The sequence below is a fragment of the Paenibacillus sp. FSL R5-0923 genome, assembly GCF_038009145.1.
Classification (GTDB): Bacteria; Bacillota; Bacilli; order Paenibacillales; family Paenibacillaceae; genus Paenibacillus_AQ.
In genome coordinates this window covers 4,126,536-4,142,497 of sequence record NZ_JBBPAT010000001.1, presented here as the reverse complement: position 1 = coordinate 4,142,497, position 15,962 = coordinate 4,126,536, and the positions used below count along the sequence as shown (strand labels likewise).

Here is a 15,962-nt window from a genome sequence, read left to right as displayed (position 1 = left end):
GTTGGGTGGAATCAAACAATCCAATCAAAGGGAGGTTGCAGGGAAGATGAGAAACAGAAAATGGATGATGGCAGGGTTTGCTCTGTTTATGACCGTGCCTCTGGCACTCGCCGGCTGTGGTGGAAGCGGGGGTGGCAAGCAAGCGGAGGGAGCGACTTCTCCTGGAGCAACTAAGACCAGCAGTGAGCCGATCAAACTTACCCTGTGGGGAGCGGTACCATCCGAGAATGGCCCACAAGAGGTCGTAGACAACTGGAATAAGCAAAATCCGGATGTTCAGGTGGAGTATGTGCGGTTCGTCAATGACGATGCTGGGAACCTGAAGCTGGATACAGCTCTCATCTCTAATCAGCCCGTGGACATGTACGTCAACTATGATTTCAGCCTTTACGAGAAGCGGATTAAAGCAGGCAACGCACTTGATTTGGGCATATTCTCCGATTACAACGTGGACGATAAGATGGGGGAAGGCGCTGCGCTATGGAAAGTAGACGACAAGTATTATGGTCTGCCTACCCAAAAAGGCTTGTCTTTTGTCTGGCTGAACAAGGATATGCTCGATGCAAAAGGACTGCCGGTTCCGATGGATTGGGGGCTTGAAGAGTTCAGAGATTACGCTGCCAAGCTGAAGAGTGACAAGGTATGGGGATTGGCACAGAGCGATTATTACTTCACCGTACCTATCAACGGGTCCTTGCAGAAGCAAAGTTTGCAACTGACCAAAGACGATGGAACTTCCGCTTTTGATAACCCGCTAACGGTCAAGACGCTTCAGGTCTATTCGGACATGATGTTCACCGATAAGAGCCTGATGCCTCATACGGAGCAGATCACTTCGAAGCCTGCCTTGGACCAGATGTTCGTGAAAGGAGAAGCGGCAATGTTGTTCTCCACGAACCAGATCTTCCGCACGACGAATAATATAGCTGAATTTCCCCGGTCGTTCAAGGTGGCAGCGGCACCAGCTCCCAAAGTGAACAAGGATCAGACCGATTATATTAACGCCGGTGGCCTGGGAGATGTGATTTCCATCAATCCGAGCTCCAAGCATCAGGAAGCTGCCTGGAAATTTATACAGTGGTATGCGGATGAAGGGATGCTGCCGATGGCGGCGGGTGGAAGAGTACCTTCCTCCAAGGACTTCCCGGTCGATGAGGCTGTCGCGCTTATGTTCAAAGGCGTGGAAGACACGTATGATCTGGATTCAATCAAACGGGTGATGTTCGGTGATCTGCCGCTGGGTCTGAGCCGTATGGACCGGAAGACAGGAAGCGAGCAACAAGCTATCTATGACAACGTATTTTCTCGGAAGCTGACAGCTGAAGATGGCGCGAAAGAATTAGCGCGGGTGCATAACAAGAATTTGCAGGCATCATCGAAATAGCACAACCTGGCCAAGGAGGGGCGGGTGATTCGTACCGTATCCCTCTATACACCGCTAGCTGCCTGATGATGCAAGTTACTTTATTTAGAGAGAAAGGCGGTGACCGATCGTGAGCTGGATGAAGCGACAGAGGCTGATTGGTTATGTGTTTATCGCTCCCAATCTTATCGGAATGACCGTGTTTATGCTCATTCCAGCCCTGTTCTCCTTTTATTTAATGTTTACCGATTGGGTATTCGCTAGTGGGGAAGCCCCGCACTACGTTGGATTGGATAATTTCAGGATGCTGGTGAGAGACGATTTATTCCTAGTATCGGTCAAAAACACCTTGCTGCTACTGATCCCTGTACCGATTTCTATCATGCTTGGGTTTCTGATTGCTGTCATGCTAAATAATCGGACGTATTTTCAAAAGACACTCAGAGCGTTCTTTTTCGCTCCGTATTTTACCAGTGGCATAGCCATTGCTTTTGTCTGGATGGTACTATTTCAGCCTAGTAGTGGTCCGATAAATGCCTTTCTACACTCCATTGGTATAACTGATCCTCCACAATGGTTTGCTTCCCCGGATACAGCAATGTATGCAGTGCTGATTATGATGACCGCAGGTGGCATTGGCTATAACATGATCATTTATTTAGCTGCCTTGCAGGAATTGTCCGCCGAGCAACTGGAAGCCGCGAAGATAGACGGAGCAACATTTGGGCAACTGCTGCATCTCATTATTTTTCCATTAGTGAGTCCAACGACGTTTTTCTTAATGATTACTGGTTTTATCGGCTCGATCAAGGGATTTGGCATGATTTATGCGATTACCCAAGGCGGGCCGGGCAATAGTACGACGGTTTTCTCGATTTTTGCATATAAAAAAGCCTTCAACTTCTATGAAATGGGGTACGCGTCGGCTGTCTCGTGGACTATGTTCCTGATCATCCTGTGCATCACGCTTATTCAATGGGTTGGTCAGAAAAAATGGGTCCATTACTAACAGAGGGGAGACGCACAATGGCTAGGAGAAATGTAAGAGTAATCAGAACACGGGTGATGAGAACCTTCAATACGATCATCATGGCGCTTGCCAGTCTGCTGCTGCTGTCACCAATGATCTGGATGATCAGCACTTCGTTTAAGAAGCCGAAGGACGTTTTTAACTATCCGATTCAGTGGATTCCGCACGATCCTGTATGGACCAACCATTTTAAGGTTTGGACGACTGGAGACGGATTTTCGCTTTTTTATTTCAATTCCTTGAAAATATCTTTGATTTTGATGATTGGAGCTCCTTTGTTGGCCGCTTTTGCCGCATATGGTTTCAGTCGGATTCCATTTAAGGGAAGGAACGCCATCTTTTTGCTGTATCTGTGTCTGATGATGATTCCACAGCAAGTGTTGTTTGTCCCGAAATTCATCATGTTTGATTGGATGAAAATTTATAATACCCATTGGGCGCTCATCCTCCCAGGCTTATTTACGGTATTCGGCGTCTTCATGATTCGGCAATTTTTCATGAGCATTCCCCATGAAATATCGGAAGCGGCTTTCATTGACGGAGCCGGTCATTTCCGGATATTCTTTCAACTGTTTCTGCCGCTATCCAAACCAGTGCTTGCAACCTTCGCAATTATTGATTTTACATGGACGTGGAACGATTACGAGAATTCCTTGATCTTCCTGTTAGACAAAAGATTGTTCACGGTACCGCTAGGCATGCAGAATTTCATGCTGGAAGCGGGAGTGGATTATAACATGATGATGGCTGCCGCTACAGCGGGAGTCGTGCCGCTTCTCATTGTCTTCTTCATGGGCCAAAAGTATATTATTCAAGGCTTCTCAAGCTCTGCTGTCAAAGGATAAACAACGATACGAACAATAGAGATAGACGGAGATTAAAGACGCCTCGGGGTCCATTCAAAATGATTTATGATAGCGCATACAAAAATGTTTTAGGAGGAATTTCGTCTGTATGAAGAGGATATCGATTGTGATTGTCGTGGTTTTATTGTCCAATCTGGTATTGTTCTACAGTCCTGCGCATGCAGCAGCGGATTTTAATCATGTACTGAGTGATTTTGAGCAAGGAGACGATAACTGGATTTTTGCTATGGGGGATTCGCCTGAAGTGAAGGGAAGCTTCAATCGGATCGAATCAGCTGAGAGTTACAACGGAGCCCATATGGGACAAATAAAAGCAGATTTCAGCCTAAGACCAACGGGATCGCCATTTGCATCCATAAAAAAAGAGGTGGATGAGCTAGATATTGAACAACTAACATTCTGGGTCAAAACCTCGGACTTGAAATCACTGCGAATCCGAACGACAGATTCGACAGGGCAAACATTCCAACAGCGCATTACATTGCAAAATACATCGGATTGGCAGCAAGTTGTCGTAAGTCAGATGGGATCGAACACATTTACTTACTGGAATGGAGCAAATGACGGTGTATGGCATAAACCGGCAAACGCCATCACAATCCTTTTCGACCGATTTGATATGAAGAACGCCGCGTTACCGGCCACTATCCTGGTTGACCACATGACGGCTCAGATGGGTGATTGGCAGCCAGAGCTGAAAATTCAGCAAACAGCACTTGGCAATATTTTCCTGGATTCTGAACCGAACGTTTTTATTGTAAGAACAAGCAGACCATCAGTAAGTTGGGCCACATATGATATTTATGGCGCACAGATTACTTCGGGAAGCGAGAGTCCGGTCGCCGGGAAAGCTCAGATCACGGTGCCTTTCAGCAAATTGGGCTATTTTACGCTTGAAGTTACTGCGGAGAGACCCGGCAGTGAACCACTGGTCCGAAGTACAGCTTACGCCGTTGTTTCTTCAGCATTGCCACCCGGTAATGGGGAGTCACCGTTTGGTGTCAGCACGCATTTGAACTGGACTGCCTCCGGATGGAGCAAAGAGCTGAGTAAACTGATCCGTTATATGGGCGCATCCTTCGTTCGGGATGGCATGGAATGGAGCAGCATCGAGAAACAAAAAGGCATCTATACCTTCGCCCCTTCACCGGATGATTATATGCAGAAGCTTGCGGAGAATGATCTTAAGCTGCTTTTTGTGGCGGCATTTAACAACCCATTCTACGATAATAATGCAACACCCTACACGGATATAGGAAGAAGGGGACTTGCGGAATACGCTAAAGCTTATATAGAGCAGTACAAGGATCAGCTCATCGGTTTCAATGTATACAATGAGTTCAATGGCGGGTTCGGCAAAAGGGGCAACAGTCCTGCCAATTCGCAGCCGAACTATTACTTCAATCTGATGAAAGAGACCTATAATGTCGTTAAACCGATCCATCCGAATGTGCCGGTTGTCGGTATCGTCTCAGGAGGCGTCGACCTGAACTGGATTGAAGGTGTACTGAAAGGCGTAGGAGAAGGCGAGGACAAAAACGCAGGACTGAAATATCTGGATGCTGTCTCTGTACAGACCTATATGGACCCGAACGCACCTGACGACGTATTTGCAAAATTGAAAGGTCTGAAAACCTTGATTAAGCAATACAATAACGGCAATCTGGTACCGATCTGGGTAACAGAATTCGGATCACCGACACACCAATCTGCAAAAGGCGTCGATGAGAAGACCCAGGCCAATTATTTGCCGCGTGGTTTTGTATCGGGATTGAGTCTCGGCGTAGAGCGGATGTCTTGGTATGATTTTATGAATGACGGACTTCGAGATGATTATAATGAGGATAATTTCGGACTGGTCCGACATAAGAATGACCCGATGGGGGCCTATACACCGAAGCCGGCCTATGCGAGTTATGCCGCAATGAGCAGACAACTTGCCGGTGCAGTATTTGAGGAAATTGAGCAATTCGGAGATCCGATCAGAAGCAATTTATTCACAAAAGGTGGCGAAAATCTTAGAGTTGTCTGGGCGCAGAGTGACACTCAAGCCGTTATCGAAACGGATAACAACCTAGAAATTACTGATTTTATGGGAAATACAGAAATTTACTCCCCGCATCATGGCAAGATCTATATAACGATAACGGGAGAGCCATTCTATATCAAAGGAAGCATCAACCGGATCGTTACGGACGGCACATTTACAATCGCTGGAGGGCAAACAGCAGTAGGAGATCCGCATGCGTTCAACTTAACGATTAATAACGATGATCTGCCTAACCTGACTATAACAGCGAAGATGGAGGAGAATAACTATCCGATTGAAGCGGTGCAAGGTCAAACAGAAGCGCTTACTCTAAGCATTAACGAGACGCGAGAAGGTTTCCGTTCGGTAATCATTCACTTGTTGGACGAGGCTGGCAACAAGATAGGCAAGCTACAGCATAGCGTTGCAACCGGCGTACCACACAAGGTTACGGTCAGACCTGCGATGCAACAGAAGGAAGGACAGTACAGTCAAACGCTAAATATCGATGTAGAAAACTTCAGAAAGGCCGCCGGTCTTACTGTCGACAGGGTGACTTGGCAGGTTGGGGAACAGTCCGATCAAGAGCTTATCAACACGGTCGTACTCCCAGGCAGCAAACAGCAATTCAGTATCCCGCTTAGTCCGATCGCGCTAGGAGGAGATCAGCTGACGTCCATCCGCGTCGAGTTTGCGGAGCAGGAGCCATACGTCTATAAAGGGAATTTTAGTTTTAATCCGGTCAACCGGGGGACGATTGCGGTCAATGACCATATCGAACCGGAAATTGAAGCTTTGGCGCCTACAATCGATTTGTCGCAGGGTAAGCCTGTCTTGCTCTCCGGCCATAGCGGAACCATTGGCGTGAGCGGTCAAGCCTGGCTTCACTTTGATCAGGATCACCTGTACCTGACGGCCAAAATTAATGATAATGTTCATTCGGCTGCAGCTTCCGATGCTAATATATGGAATAATGACAGCATTCAGTTTGCGTTATCTCCGGGAATTCCGGGTGAGAGCCGGGGATGGTATGAGTATGGCATATCGGATTCGCCTAATGGTCCGCAAGTCTATCGCTGGACGGCGTTGGGGGGATTGCCAGTAGGGCTGGTGCAACATGGTGAAGCATCGGTAACCAGGAATGAGGAACAGAAGCTGACGATTTATAAGCTAGCTCTGCCTTGGTCGGAGCTGACACCGATTGCACCTCAGCATGGAGATGTGATGAGCTTCTCGCTGCTCGTGAATGAGAATGACGGACAGGGACGACGAGGCTGGATCGAATGGGCAAGCGGCATCGGTTCCGAGAAAAGACCGAGTTTATTCCGCTCCATGCAGTGGATGATGCCGACCCAATAAGCAATAAGGAGAAGAACTATGCCACTTGTTGATATGCCGTTAGAACAATTGAAAACCTATGAAGGAACGAATCCACGCCCAGCGGATTTCGATGAATATTGGGAGCGTGCTCTGGCAGAGATGCGGACTGTTGATCAGCAGCTTTCAAGTACCCCATGCCGAATGCTTTGACCTGTATTTCACGGGCGTGAAGGGAGCGCGAATTCATGTGAAGTACGTGCGCCCCAAGAATATGGAAACCCCTCATCCGGCTGTCGTTATGTTTCACGGCTATTCCGGCCATGCCGGGGATTGGAGCGAGAAACTGGCTTATGTATCGTTAGGCTTCTCTGTGCTTGCCATGGATTGCCGCGGCCAGGGGGGAACCTCGGAGGATGTAGGAGGGGTAAAGGGAAATACGCATCACGGACATATTATCCGCGGGTTAAATGATCACCCGGATGAACTGCTATTTCGTCACATTTTTTTAGATACTGCACAGCTTGCCGGAATAGCGATGAAGCTGCCTGAAGTCGATCCTGAACGCGTTTACGCTGCAGGGGGATCTCAGGGAGGTGGACTTACGATAGCTTGTGCTGCATTGGAGCCGAGAGTGAAGAAGCTTGCACCGATTTTCCCTTTTCTTAGTGATTACAAGCGTACATGGGACATGGATTTAGATCAAGAAGCTTATGGCGAGCTGCGTACGTATTTTCGCTACTATGATGTGCTTCATCAACGCGAACATGATGTATTTGAGAAGCTCGGCTACATTGACATACAATTTCTAGCTGATCGAATTCGTGGCGAGGTCATGATGAGCGTCGGGCTAATGGATACCATATGCCCGCCATCTACGCAATTTGCAGCATACAATAAAATGAACACGATGAAGCAGCTTGTTATTTATCCTGACTTTGGACATGAGTATTTACCAGGTTCGTCCGACCGGACGATGCAATTTTTCCTGGAGTAATGAATCAGAACGAAATATCAACATTAAAATAATCACCCATAATTACATTTAAACGTTAATATCTAATGGCTTCGTCCTTTGTTTTCAGAGGGCGAAGCCATTAGTGTTTTGGGGATTATAACGGACAGCTCGCTTTAGGCTGTCTTTTGAAAACCAAAATTGAGGTGTTACTTTGTCAAAACGACAGTTCCTTTATAAGATATTAATCCCCTAGCATACACAAAATTGCGAACTAGAACTGTTTTTTTATTAGTCAAATTTGTTTTAATTCAGTCTAAATAAGCGCTTACATTAGAGGGCAGCTAAACTTACAATTATGTCTAACCATTTAAATTTGGGAACTTCTCCAGCAACGGCGATGAATTTCACTGTCATAAGCTTTCTTGCAAAGCTAGGTTGAATATTTGAAAGGGGGGGCGTCATGGGGCTTACTAGACGAAAAGCAACCGTGATTATTTTGTTTACCACTCTGATTGTTCTTGCTTTACTCGTGTTGAGCTTAACTAACAAAAAGGCGGAGCTACCTGAAGATTGGATATTTACAGTAGATAGATACGCCGTAACAGAGGACGAATTTCAATTTTATGTCAAGGAGCAAAGAGCTATAACGGCAGACTATTTCTTCAGAATTTATGGGGTCCAAGTAGATGAGGGCTTCTGGACACGTCAATACGGAGAAAACCATGAAACCCCAACTGAATACGCCAAAAAATCTGCAATGACTGCATTGCTAAAGACCAAGCAGGAGCAATTTATTGCAGATGAGCGGGGGATCGCCCCTTACAAAAGCTTTGATGAGCTAAAATCCGACATGGAAGATGAAAATGTTAAGCGAGCTAAGATGGAAGATTCAGAAGGGACTTACTATGGATTGCCTCAGTTTGATTTAAATCAATACATGCAATATTTAAGTGGCGCCCGTTGGCCGGATTTGGTAGAAACGCAGGTTAAAAAAACGAAAATGAGCGAAACAGAGTTGCAAGTTGAGTATGCATCAAAAAGTGCGGAATATGTTCGTGTTGCAAATGAATTGACGGCTGCGTTAGCGACAGCGGGACAGGCCAAGGAAGAGAAAGTGCTAAACCGTTTGGATATATCCAAAGAAGAAACCGAGTCTCTTAAGTTCTGGGAGTCTTTAGCTGCTGCTTCTGTAGGTGAGACAGTAATCGGTAAATATATGGGCGAGGATGTCGTTGCCACATTAACCACAAAACCGGAAATCACCAAGCTTAAACTGGAAGAAGTGAAAGATTCCATTCTATACGGATCGGCGGAGTCTGACTTGCGAGCGTTAATTGCAAATACGAATAAGTTGAAGATCGTATATAACGGTAATCGATTCAGTGAATTAGTAGTGAACTAGAATAGTTATGTTTTTAAGTTTATAAAAATCTATGTCTATTGAGGCTTCCATAGATGCAGATTTTTTATAAAGTATTAATTTATTAATTTCAAAGGGAGGAAGTTTTGGGATGATACGATCGAAATGGATGCAAAAAGCTTTGTCGATGATTACGGCAACTTCGTTGGTGTTCCCTGGTCTGTTCGGCTTGGCGCCTTCATCTGAAGTGTCAGCTGCGGGAGGGGGCGAATCTTTTGACTCTGTTGTACTAGAATTGACACAAGCGGCAGGTCAGGCAGGCAGGGTGAATCTTACCTATAAAGGTTCGCCTTTAAGCAGTCTCGTGAAAGGACCGGTTATTGACGAGGTTAATTATGATTCCAGCAATGCGAATCTTTTAACTGTTAATAATCAGGGGAACATTACTTTAGCTAGCGGTTATACATTTGCGTTGCCAGGTGCTCCGGGCATCCCGGTGACAATCACGGCCGCGGCGAGTTATTACCATGACTCAGATGTATTATTCATGGAGGATTTCGAGAACAACAATGGTCCAATGACATCAACTGGCAAATTAGGTTCGTCATACACGCTTTCCGATGCTCAGTCCCGTTCTGGAATGAAAGCGATCACACCTTCAAGTGATACGAATAATGAAAATGTAGCCCAAGACGTGGCATTGCCGACAGGTAGCAATTATAAGATGACTGCATGGTATTTTGACCCGTATCCTGATGAGGAGAAGACAGCGACGGATAGAACTCAATTTGCTATTGTAGATGGCAAAAATGCCACCTTTGTCGGGACATTCTATCAAAGTTCAGAGGCTGATGTTATTCATAACCCGACTAGATATACTTGGGCATATGCACCATCATCAGCGGGTACAGCAGGCAACCGTTGGAAAGATAGCGGGGCTTTACGTTCCACAGGCTGGCATAAATTCGAGTGGCTCATTACACCGAATGGTGCGACTTTACAAATAGACGGAACATTAGTATCCGATTCAGCGCAAAGTAATATTTACAAAGCTATGAAGAGCGGTACAACCATTCAGCCTAAAATAGCAGGAGGATGGAACAACCAGTCAGGTAACAAAGCTTATATTAAAAATAAACATCTAATCGACGATTTTTATGTTGTTAAAGATGTGGCTACAACAACAGGAACCAGAACATTAACATTGAATTTGGTACCTCCCGGTGGATTGCCAAATTTAGAAATAATCACTCAGCCAACAGCGGCAGAAGTGAAACAAGGTGAGACAGCAACATTTAGCGTTGCGGCATCAGCCGCTGCTTCAGCATATCAATGGTATGTATCTGACGACGAGTCTGGCTTGAACGGGACAAAAGTCAGCGGAGCTGATAAGGCGCTATTAACGCTTCCCAATGTGGACGCAGCTTCACAACAAGGCAATTTCTATTATTGCGAAGTGTCTTCGGCAGACGGAATTGTGGTGAAATCCAATGCTGCACCGTTGTTGATAACCACCAATACACAGGTGAATGCGCCAATTAAACCGACGCTTGACTCGGACACGGGCATTTATAGTGGCGCTTCCAATTACGGTGACACCCTTGTAACACTGTTCAAAGACGGTGGACCTGTTGGTTATTATTTATCGAAAAATGGAGGACCCGACCAGCCTAACAATCACGAAAGGCATCATGTTCTGCCCTATGCAAGGGCACTGGGAGTGGGCAACTACACGGTTACAGCCATTGTCATTAATAATGCGGGGGACATCAGTGAAGAAGTTGCAGCATCCGGAATATTAAAGATCGAGAAATTGCCTGTACCGGTAAATGTCAGATGGAACGGCACATACGCTACATGGGACCGCGTCGCTAACGCATCTGCCTATTCGGTTCAACTCTTCAGTAATGGAGTGGCTAAAGGAAGCCCGATTGCAGCAACAAGCAATGATGCGGCTTTGTCCCCGACTTTAAATGATACATTTAAAGTAAAAGCAAACGGCAATGCAACGTCACGATTCTTGGACTCTGATGAATCAGAAGAGAGTGCACAATATTCAGCCAACATTGCACTAATTCGCCAGAGCGATACTTTACGGGCAGGAGATAGAACACGGTTAATCGTTGACACTGCTGATGTGTTCGTTGCTGATAACATCAGCTTCAGACCGGCAGATCAAGACAAGGATAAGATTGAAGTTGATGATGCCGGATTCGTGACGGTTAAGAAAGGTTATGTTCCGACAGGGAACGAAGAGGTCACTGTTCAAGTAAGCGTTGATTACTTCAATAAGGCTGACACTATGTTTTACGATGGATTTGAAGGGGAGAAGAAATTTTCAAATGGTGCGAACGGATATGTTCACAGCGATGTGATGTCCCGTACCGGAGGAAAAGCCGCAACATCAAGCGGCGCCGGTCAGGTGGCTACTGTTCCAGGTACCTATAATTACGCCCCTGCAACCGGTAAGACAACAATCGTTACTGCTTGGTACTATGATGATGGCAGAGCGGCTTCCAATGACCACGCTGTCTTTGGCTTAACCCCATCATCCAATGAACATATCGCAATAAATTATGGCAATGGAGATGGCGATTGGGCCGCAAATCTGACCAATTACGCAGTCAGACCCGGTTCATCCGGGAGATTCTATCCTGTAGATGTCAAGCGAAGCGAAGGCTGGCATAAATTCCAATGGTTCGTTACATCAACGGGAACGACCTATAAAATCGATGGACAAGACATTCAAAGGCAATCAACAGATGGCGGCAATTTTGATACCCTAGTTAAGAACAATATTTCCAAGATCGATGCATTCCAGCTTGCTACGAACTGGGGCAACAAGGCTGGAACGATTAAGGATATACAGAACAGGCACTTTATCGATGACGTATATGTTATCGATAGTGGAATAACAGCCCAAACCGGAACATCTTCTATTACACTAAAGCTCATGCCCAAAGAGTATAGCCACTTGGAAGACAGCACATATGTTATTGGTCTGGACGACTATAATATCACCGTAAATCCTGATTTAGCAGATCTAGCTGGAGTGGAGATCGGCGCTGTAACACTGCAGCGGGATGTGGATTATACAGTTAGCGGTAATGTATTGAAAATTAACAAAGAATCATTCGCAAGAAATAATATCGTGCCAGGAAAATATACCATTAGACTGGATCTGAATCCTGCCGAAATCACATTCGAGTTGAACATTCTACCACTTGAAGTCCGTGATTATTATTTCTCCAATAACGGTGACGATCATGCAGATGGACGCACACCGGCTACGGCATGGAAATCAATCTCCAAGATTAATGAATATGTATTTATGCCAGGTTCAACCATTTATCTGGATGCGAATAGCGTATGGAACGAACAAATCAGACTGCGCGGCAATGGTGAGGAAGGAAATCCGATTACGCTTACAAAATATAATACGACCGACCCTAACCAACGCCCGATAATTAATGGTGGAGGAACAGCGTCAAGCCCATCAGGCATTTCCTTAAACGGTACAATTGAGTTATATGACGTTAACTATTGGGTAGTCAGTGGAATTGAAGTAACGAACATCGGCAATAAAGCAGGTGACGGCCGTTCTGGTATCGCTGTAATGTCACGGATTTCCAAGCTGGGACAAGGTCAGTTTAATATTCAAGATTATGCTGATGCTCGTATGCAAGGCATCGTCATTCGAGATAACTACGTTCATGATGTAAATGGTCTGCACCAAGCAAATGGAGCAAGTAAGGTATCCGGCGGCATCATTATTAATGGTTATGTAGATATATTGGTTGAAGGTAATAAAACCCTTCGCTGCGATAACGAAGGTATTCGCAACAATGCCTACGGGCCAAGCAATCCAGGGACGAATAACACAGGCATTACTTGGAGTAACTCAAGCTATCCTTGGGCATCAAACGCTGTGTTTAGAAACAACTGGATTTCTAGTTCGGTTGGAGATGGCATTGTTATGTCCGGCGGGAACAACTCCCTTGTGGAACGAAATGTGGTCACAGACAGCGGATACAGCTATTTAAGCGATAAGAGCGGCAACCTGGTTACGAACTGGGGGCCAAATAATACAACGCCAACATATCTAGGTTCGCAAAACTATGCGGCAGCGTGGATTATGGCAAGTAAAGGCACGATCTTCCGCTATAATGAAGCCGTGGACAACCCTTATCATGCAAGTAATGACGGTATGGCATGGGACATTGACAACTATTGTCAGGACAATGTGTATGAATACAATTACAGCCGAAATAACTATGGCGGTTGGTACTTACAGATGAATGCTGCCAAGGGCAATATCGTTCGCTATAACATTAGCGTGAACGACGGTCGCAGCCCGGATTTTAACAAGAGCTTTAACAGTCTTATATTACTTGCGGGAGGTTCTTCAACGAGCGAGGAATTAAGCGGGTTATACTATAACAATGTCATCGTCACACCATTGAAGAATAGCAGTTCGTTAGTATTTGATCCAACGGCCTCCAACTTGCATATTTATTTCCAAAATAATATTTTTGCCTACACTGGAGCAAACAACCAGGTTGGTCTGAAAGGTGGGGGAACATCAGCTTCATTTGCAGCCGGACGTTTTACGAACAACATTGTATATCCGGCTAATCTTTTTGGTAGCATGAACGCAGGCGGAGGCGGGTATCTAGGTGCAGGCGTAACAGCAACTGACAACCGCTATGTATCGGAAGAGGAACTTAACTCTATATTAAATGATTATAAATCTGCGCCGGAACATTGGATTACCAACAGCGGAACAGTTGATGCCAAGCTTGATTACAGTGCGATGAACGGGTTCCGTCTTGCTGACGGTAATAACCTGGCCTATGGTGCAGGTGCCGAGATTGTAAGCCCATATGTGGATCGCGCGAACGCTCTGCCTCATATGACGGAGAGAACAGACTTCTTCGGCAATCCACTTAGCGGCAGAACGCCTTCCATCGGCGCACACAACCCTTATGCGGTAACTTTTGATTCCAACGGTGGCAGCGAAGTGGTGATGAAGTTCGCAGATATGGGCGGGACAATTACCGAGCCAACAGCGCCGACAAAAGAAAACACTGTTTTCGGCGGTTGGTATCAAGATGCAGGATTAAACGATGTCTGGGATTTCGTTGCTGATCCTGTTTCAAGGGATATTGAATTATATGCGAAATGGGTTGAAGACGCAGGTACTGCGCCAACGATTACGACGAAATCGCTTGCGGATGGCAAGGTAGGACAACCTTATTCGGCAGTTCTTACCACTGACAGCGATAAGCCGATCAAATGGGCTGTTGTAGATGGTCAATTGCCATCAGGATTGAGCTTGGATGAAGATGCAGGTGTTATCTCGGGTACACCGGATCAATGGGGTCAATTTACATTCAAAGTTCAAGCTAACAATGACGCAGGCAGTGACTCGAAACCGTTCAATATAGTGATCACTGAAGATGTCTCAGTTGACACAGCTCCGAAGATTATCACTAAGACTTTGCCGAGTGGCAAAGTTGGACAACCGTATACGGTAACATTAGCGGTATACGGCAGCGAACCGATTACTTGGAAGGTCCAGGGAGGAGATTTGCCAGTAGATTTGAACCTAGATGAAGCAACAGGCGTTATCTCGGGTACGCCTCAAGAGGCAGGATATTACGAATTCACTGTTGGCGCAACGAATGATTTTGGTATAGATAAGCGAGTATTGAGCATCGAGATTAATGAGGATAAGCCAGTGGAAACAGCTCCGGAGATTATCACTAAGAATCTGCCAAGCGGCAAAGTTGGAGAACCTTATACGGTAACATTAGCGGTATACGGCGACGAAACGATTACCTGGACAGTGAGAGATAATTATTTACCTGCAGGGTTGAAATTAGAAGGAGCTACGGGTGTTATTTCAGGGGTGCCTAATGAAGAGGGAACATACAAATTCACTGTTACGGCTTCTAACCATGCTGGCATGGATACGATAGAGTTAACTATCGTAATTACTGCAAATAATAACGGCGGAGGATCAGGTGGCCAAATCAGCACGCCGACTCCTTTTCCAGAATCACCGGTAGCAGATCTTATTGATGCTACAATCAAAGAGCAGCTGATGAAAGGCAATTCCATTGCATTGACGATGTCAGCCGGAAAAGATGAGCTTGAGATTCAAAACGATACGATCGGTGCGATTATTAAAGCCAACAAACCGCTAACCGTTACGAATGACACCGTATCTGTTGAATTGTCCCCTGAATTGTTGAAGCAGTTGAATACAGGCAAGAGTATGAAGGTTGTCATTAAACCTGTAAATGATAGAGACGGAGTTATAGGGCGGGGATATGAGTTGAAGATCTTCGCAGATGGCCGGGAAGTAACGGATTATACAGGGCTTATACCAGTAACCTTCGATCTGACAAAAGAGAAGTTGTCGACTAACGATATTAGCATGTTATGCGGTGTCATGCTTCGATTAGACGGTAACATGGAACGCTTAGGCGGCAAATATGACCATAAGACAGGTAAATTTACCTTCACGGCAAAAGGACTAGGCTATATCTTTGTTACAACCAAGCCTGAACCTGTGAAATTAGAACTTAGTCTAGGTAAGAAAGGGTATAAATTAAACGGAATCGAAATGAGTATGGATGTTGAGTCGAGGGTAGTTAAAGGCAGAACGTTAGTGCCACTGCGCTTCGTTGCGGAGAGCTTAGGAGCAAATGTAAGCTGGGATAACATTACGAAAACCGTAATGATTACCTTGGAAGGTCAGACTTTGTCCATTGTGATCGGTGAACTTACACCAGGAATGGATGTTGCAGCTGAACTTGTAAACGGACGTACTATGCTCCCATTACGCTTCATTGCTGAATATTTTGGTGCAGATGTATTCTTCAATAATACTACGAAATCCATTAGTATCATGAAGTAGTATTCGCTAACAATAGCAGCTACACACGAAACCCTCTAACAAGCACTGCAGCGTCTCATAAAGATTCGTTTCGAGGACGTTGAAAAGGCAATCGCTGAATAATTATGAATATTT

The 15,962-nt window shown here is 45.5% G+C and carries 6 protein-coding genes and 1 pseudogene; all 7 read left to right on the top strand.

Features of this window, described 5'->3' with window-relative positions:
* The first annotated feature begins 46 nt into the window (after positions 1-46).
* The 7 genes and pseudogenes from MKX35_RS18610 to MKX35_RS18580 all read left to right on the top strand — a co-directional run bounded on the left by MKX35_RS18610 (position 47) and on the right by MKX35_RS18580 (position 15,848).
* Positions 47-1,384, top strand: coding sequence for an ABC transporter substrate-binding protein (locus MKX35_RS18610; RefSeq protein ID WP_076299849.1), 1,338 nt, complete (start codon positions 47-49; stop codon positions 1,382-1,384).
* 118 nt (positions 1,385-1,502) lie between these two features.
* On the top strand, positions 1,503-2,372 hold the full coding sequence (locus MKX35_RS18605; protein ID WP_076283800.1) for a carbohydrate ABC transporter permease: 870 nt from the start codon (positions 1,503-1,505) through the stop codon (positions 2,370-2,372).
* Between the two features lie 17 nt (positions 2,373-2,389).
* Positions 2,390-3,238: a carbohydrate ABC transporter permease gene (locus MKX35_RS18600; RefSeq protein ID WP_076283675.1), complete on the top strand. Its 849-nt coding sequence runs from the start codon at positions 2,390-2,392 to the stop codon at positions 3,236-3,238.
* A gap of 109 nt (positions 3,239-3,347) precedes the next feature.
* The gene (locus tag MKX35_RS18595; protein WP_076299850.1) at positions 3,348-6,647 is read left to right on the top strand and encodes a sugar-binding protein; all 3,300 of its coding nucleotides are present in this window, start codon (positions 3,348-3,350) and stop codon (positions 6,645-6,647) included.
* Between the two features lie 18 nt (positions 6,648-6,665).
* A pseudogene (locus MKX35_RS18590) lies at positions 6,666-7,602 on the top strand (alpha/beta fold hydrolase).
* A 421-nt stretch (positions 7,603-8,023) separates the two neighbouring features.
* Complete coding sequence (locus tag MKX35_RS18585) at positions 8,024-8,965, top strand: hypothetical protein (RefSeq protein ID WP_076299851.1); 942 nt, start codon at positions 8,024-8,026, stop codon at positions 8,963-8,965.
* Positions 8,966-9,074: 109 nt separating this feature from the next.
* A complete protein-coding gene (locus MKX35_RS18580) occupies positions 9,075-15,848 on the top strand; it encodes a stalk domain-containing protein (protein ID WP_076299852.1) in 6,774 nt (2,257 codons plus the stop codon).
* The last annotated feature ends 114 nt before the right edge of the window (positions 15,849-15,962 follow it).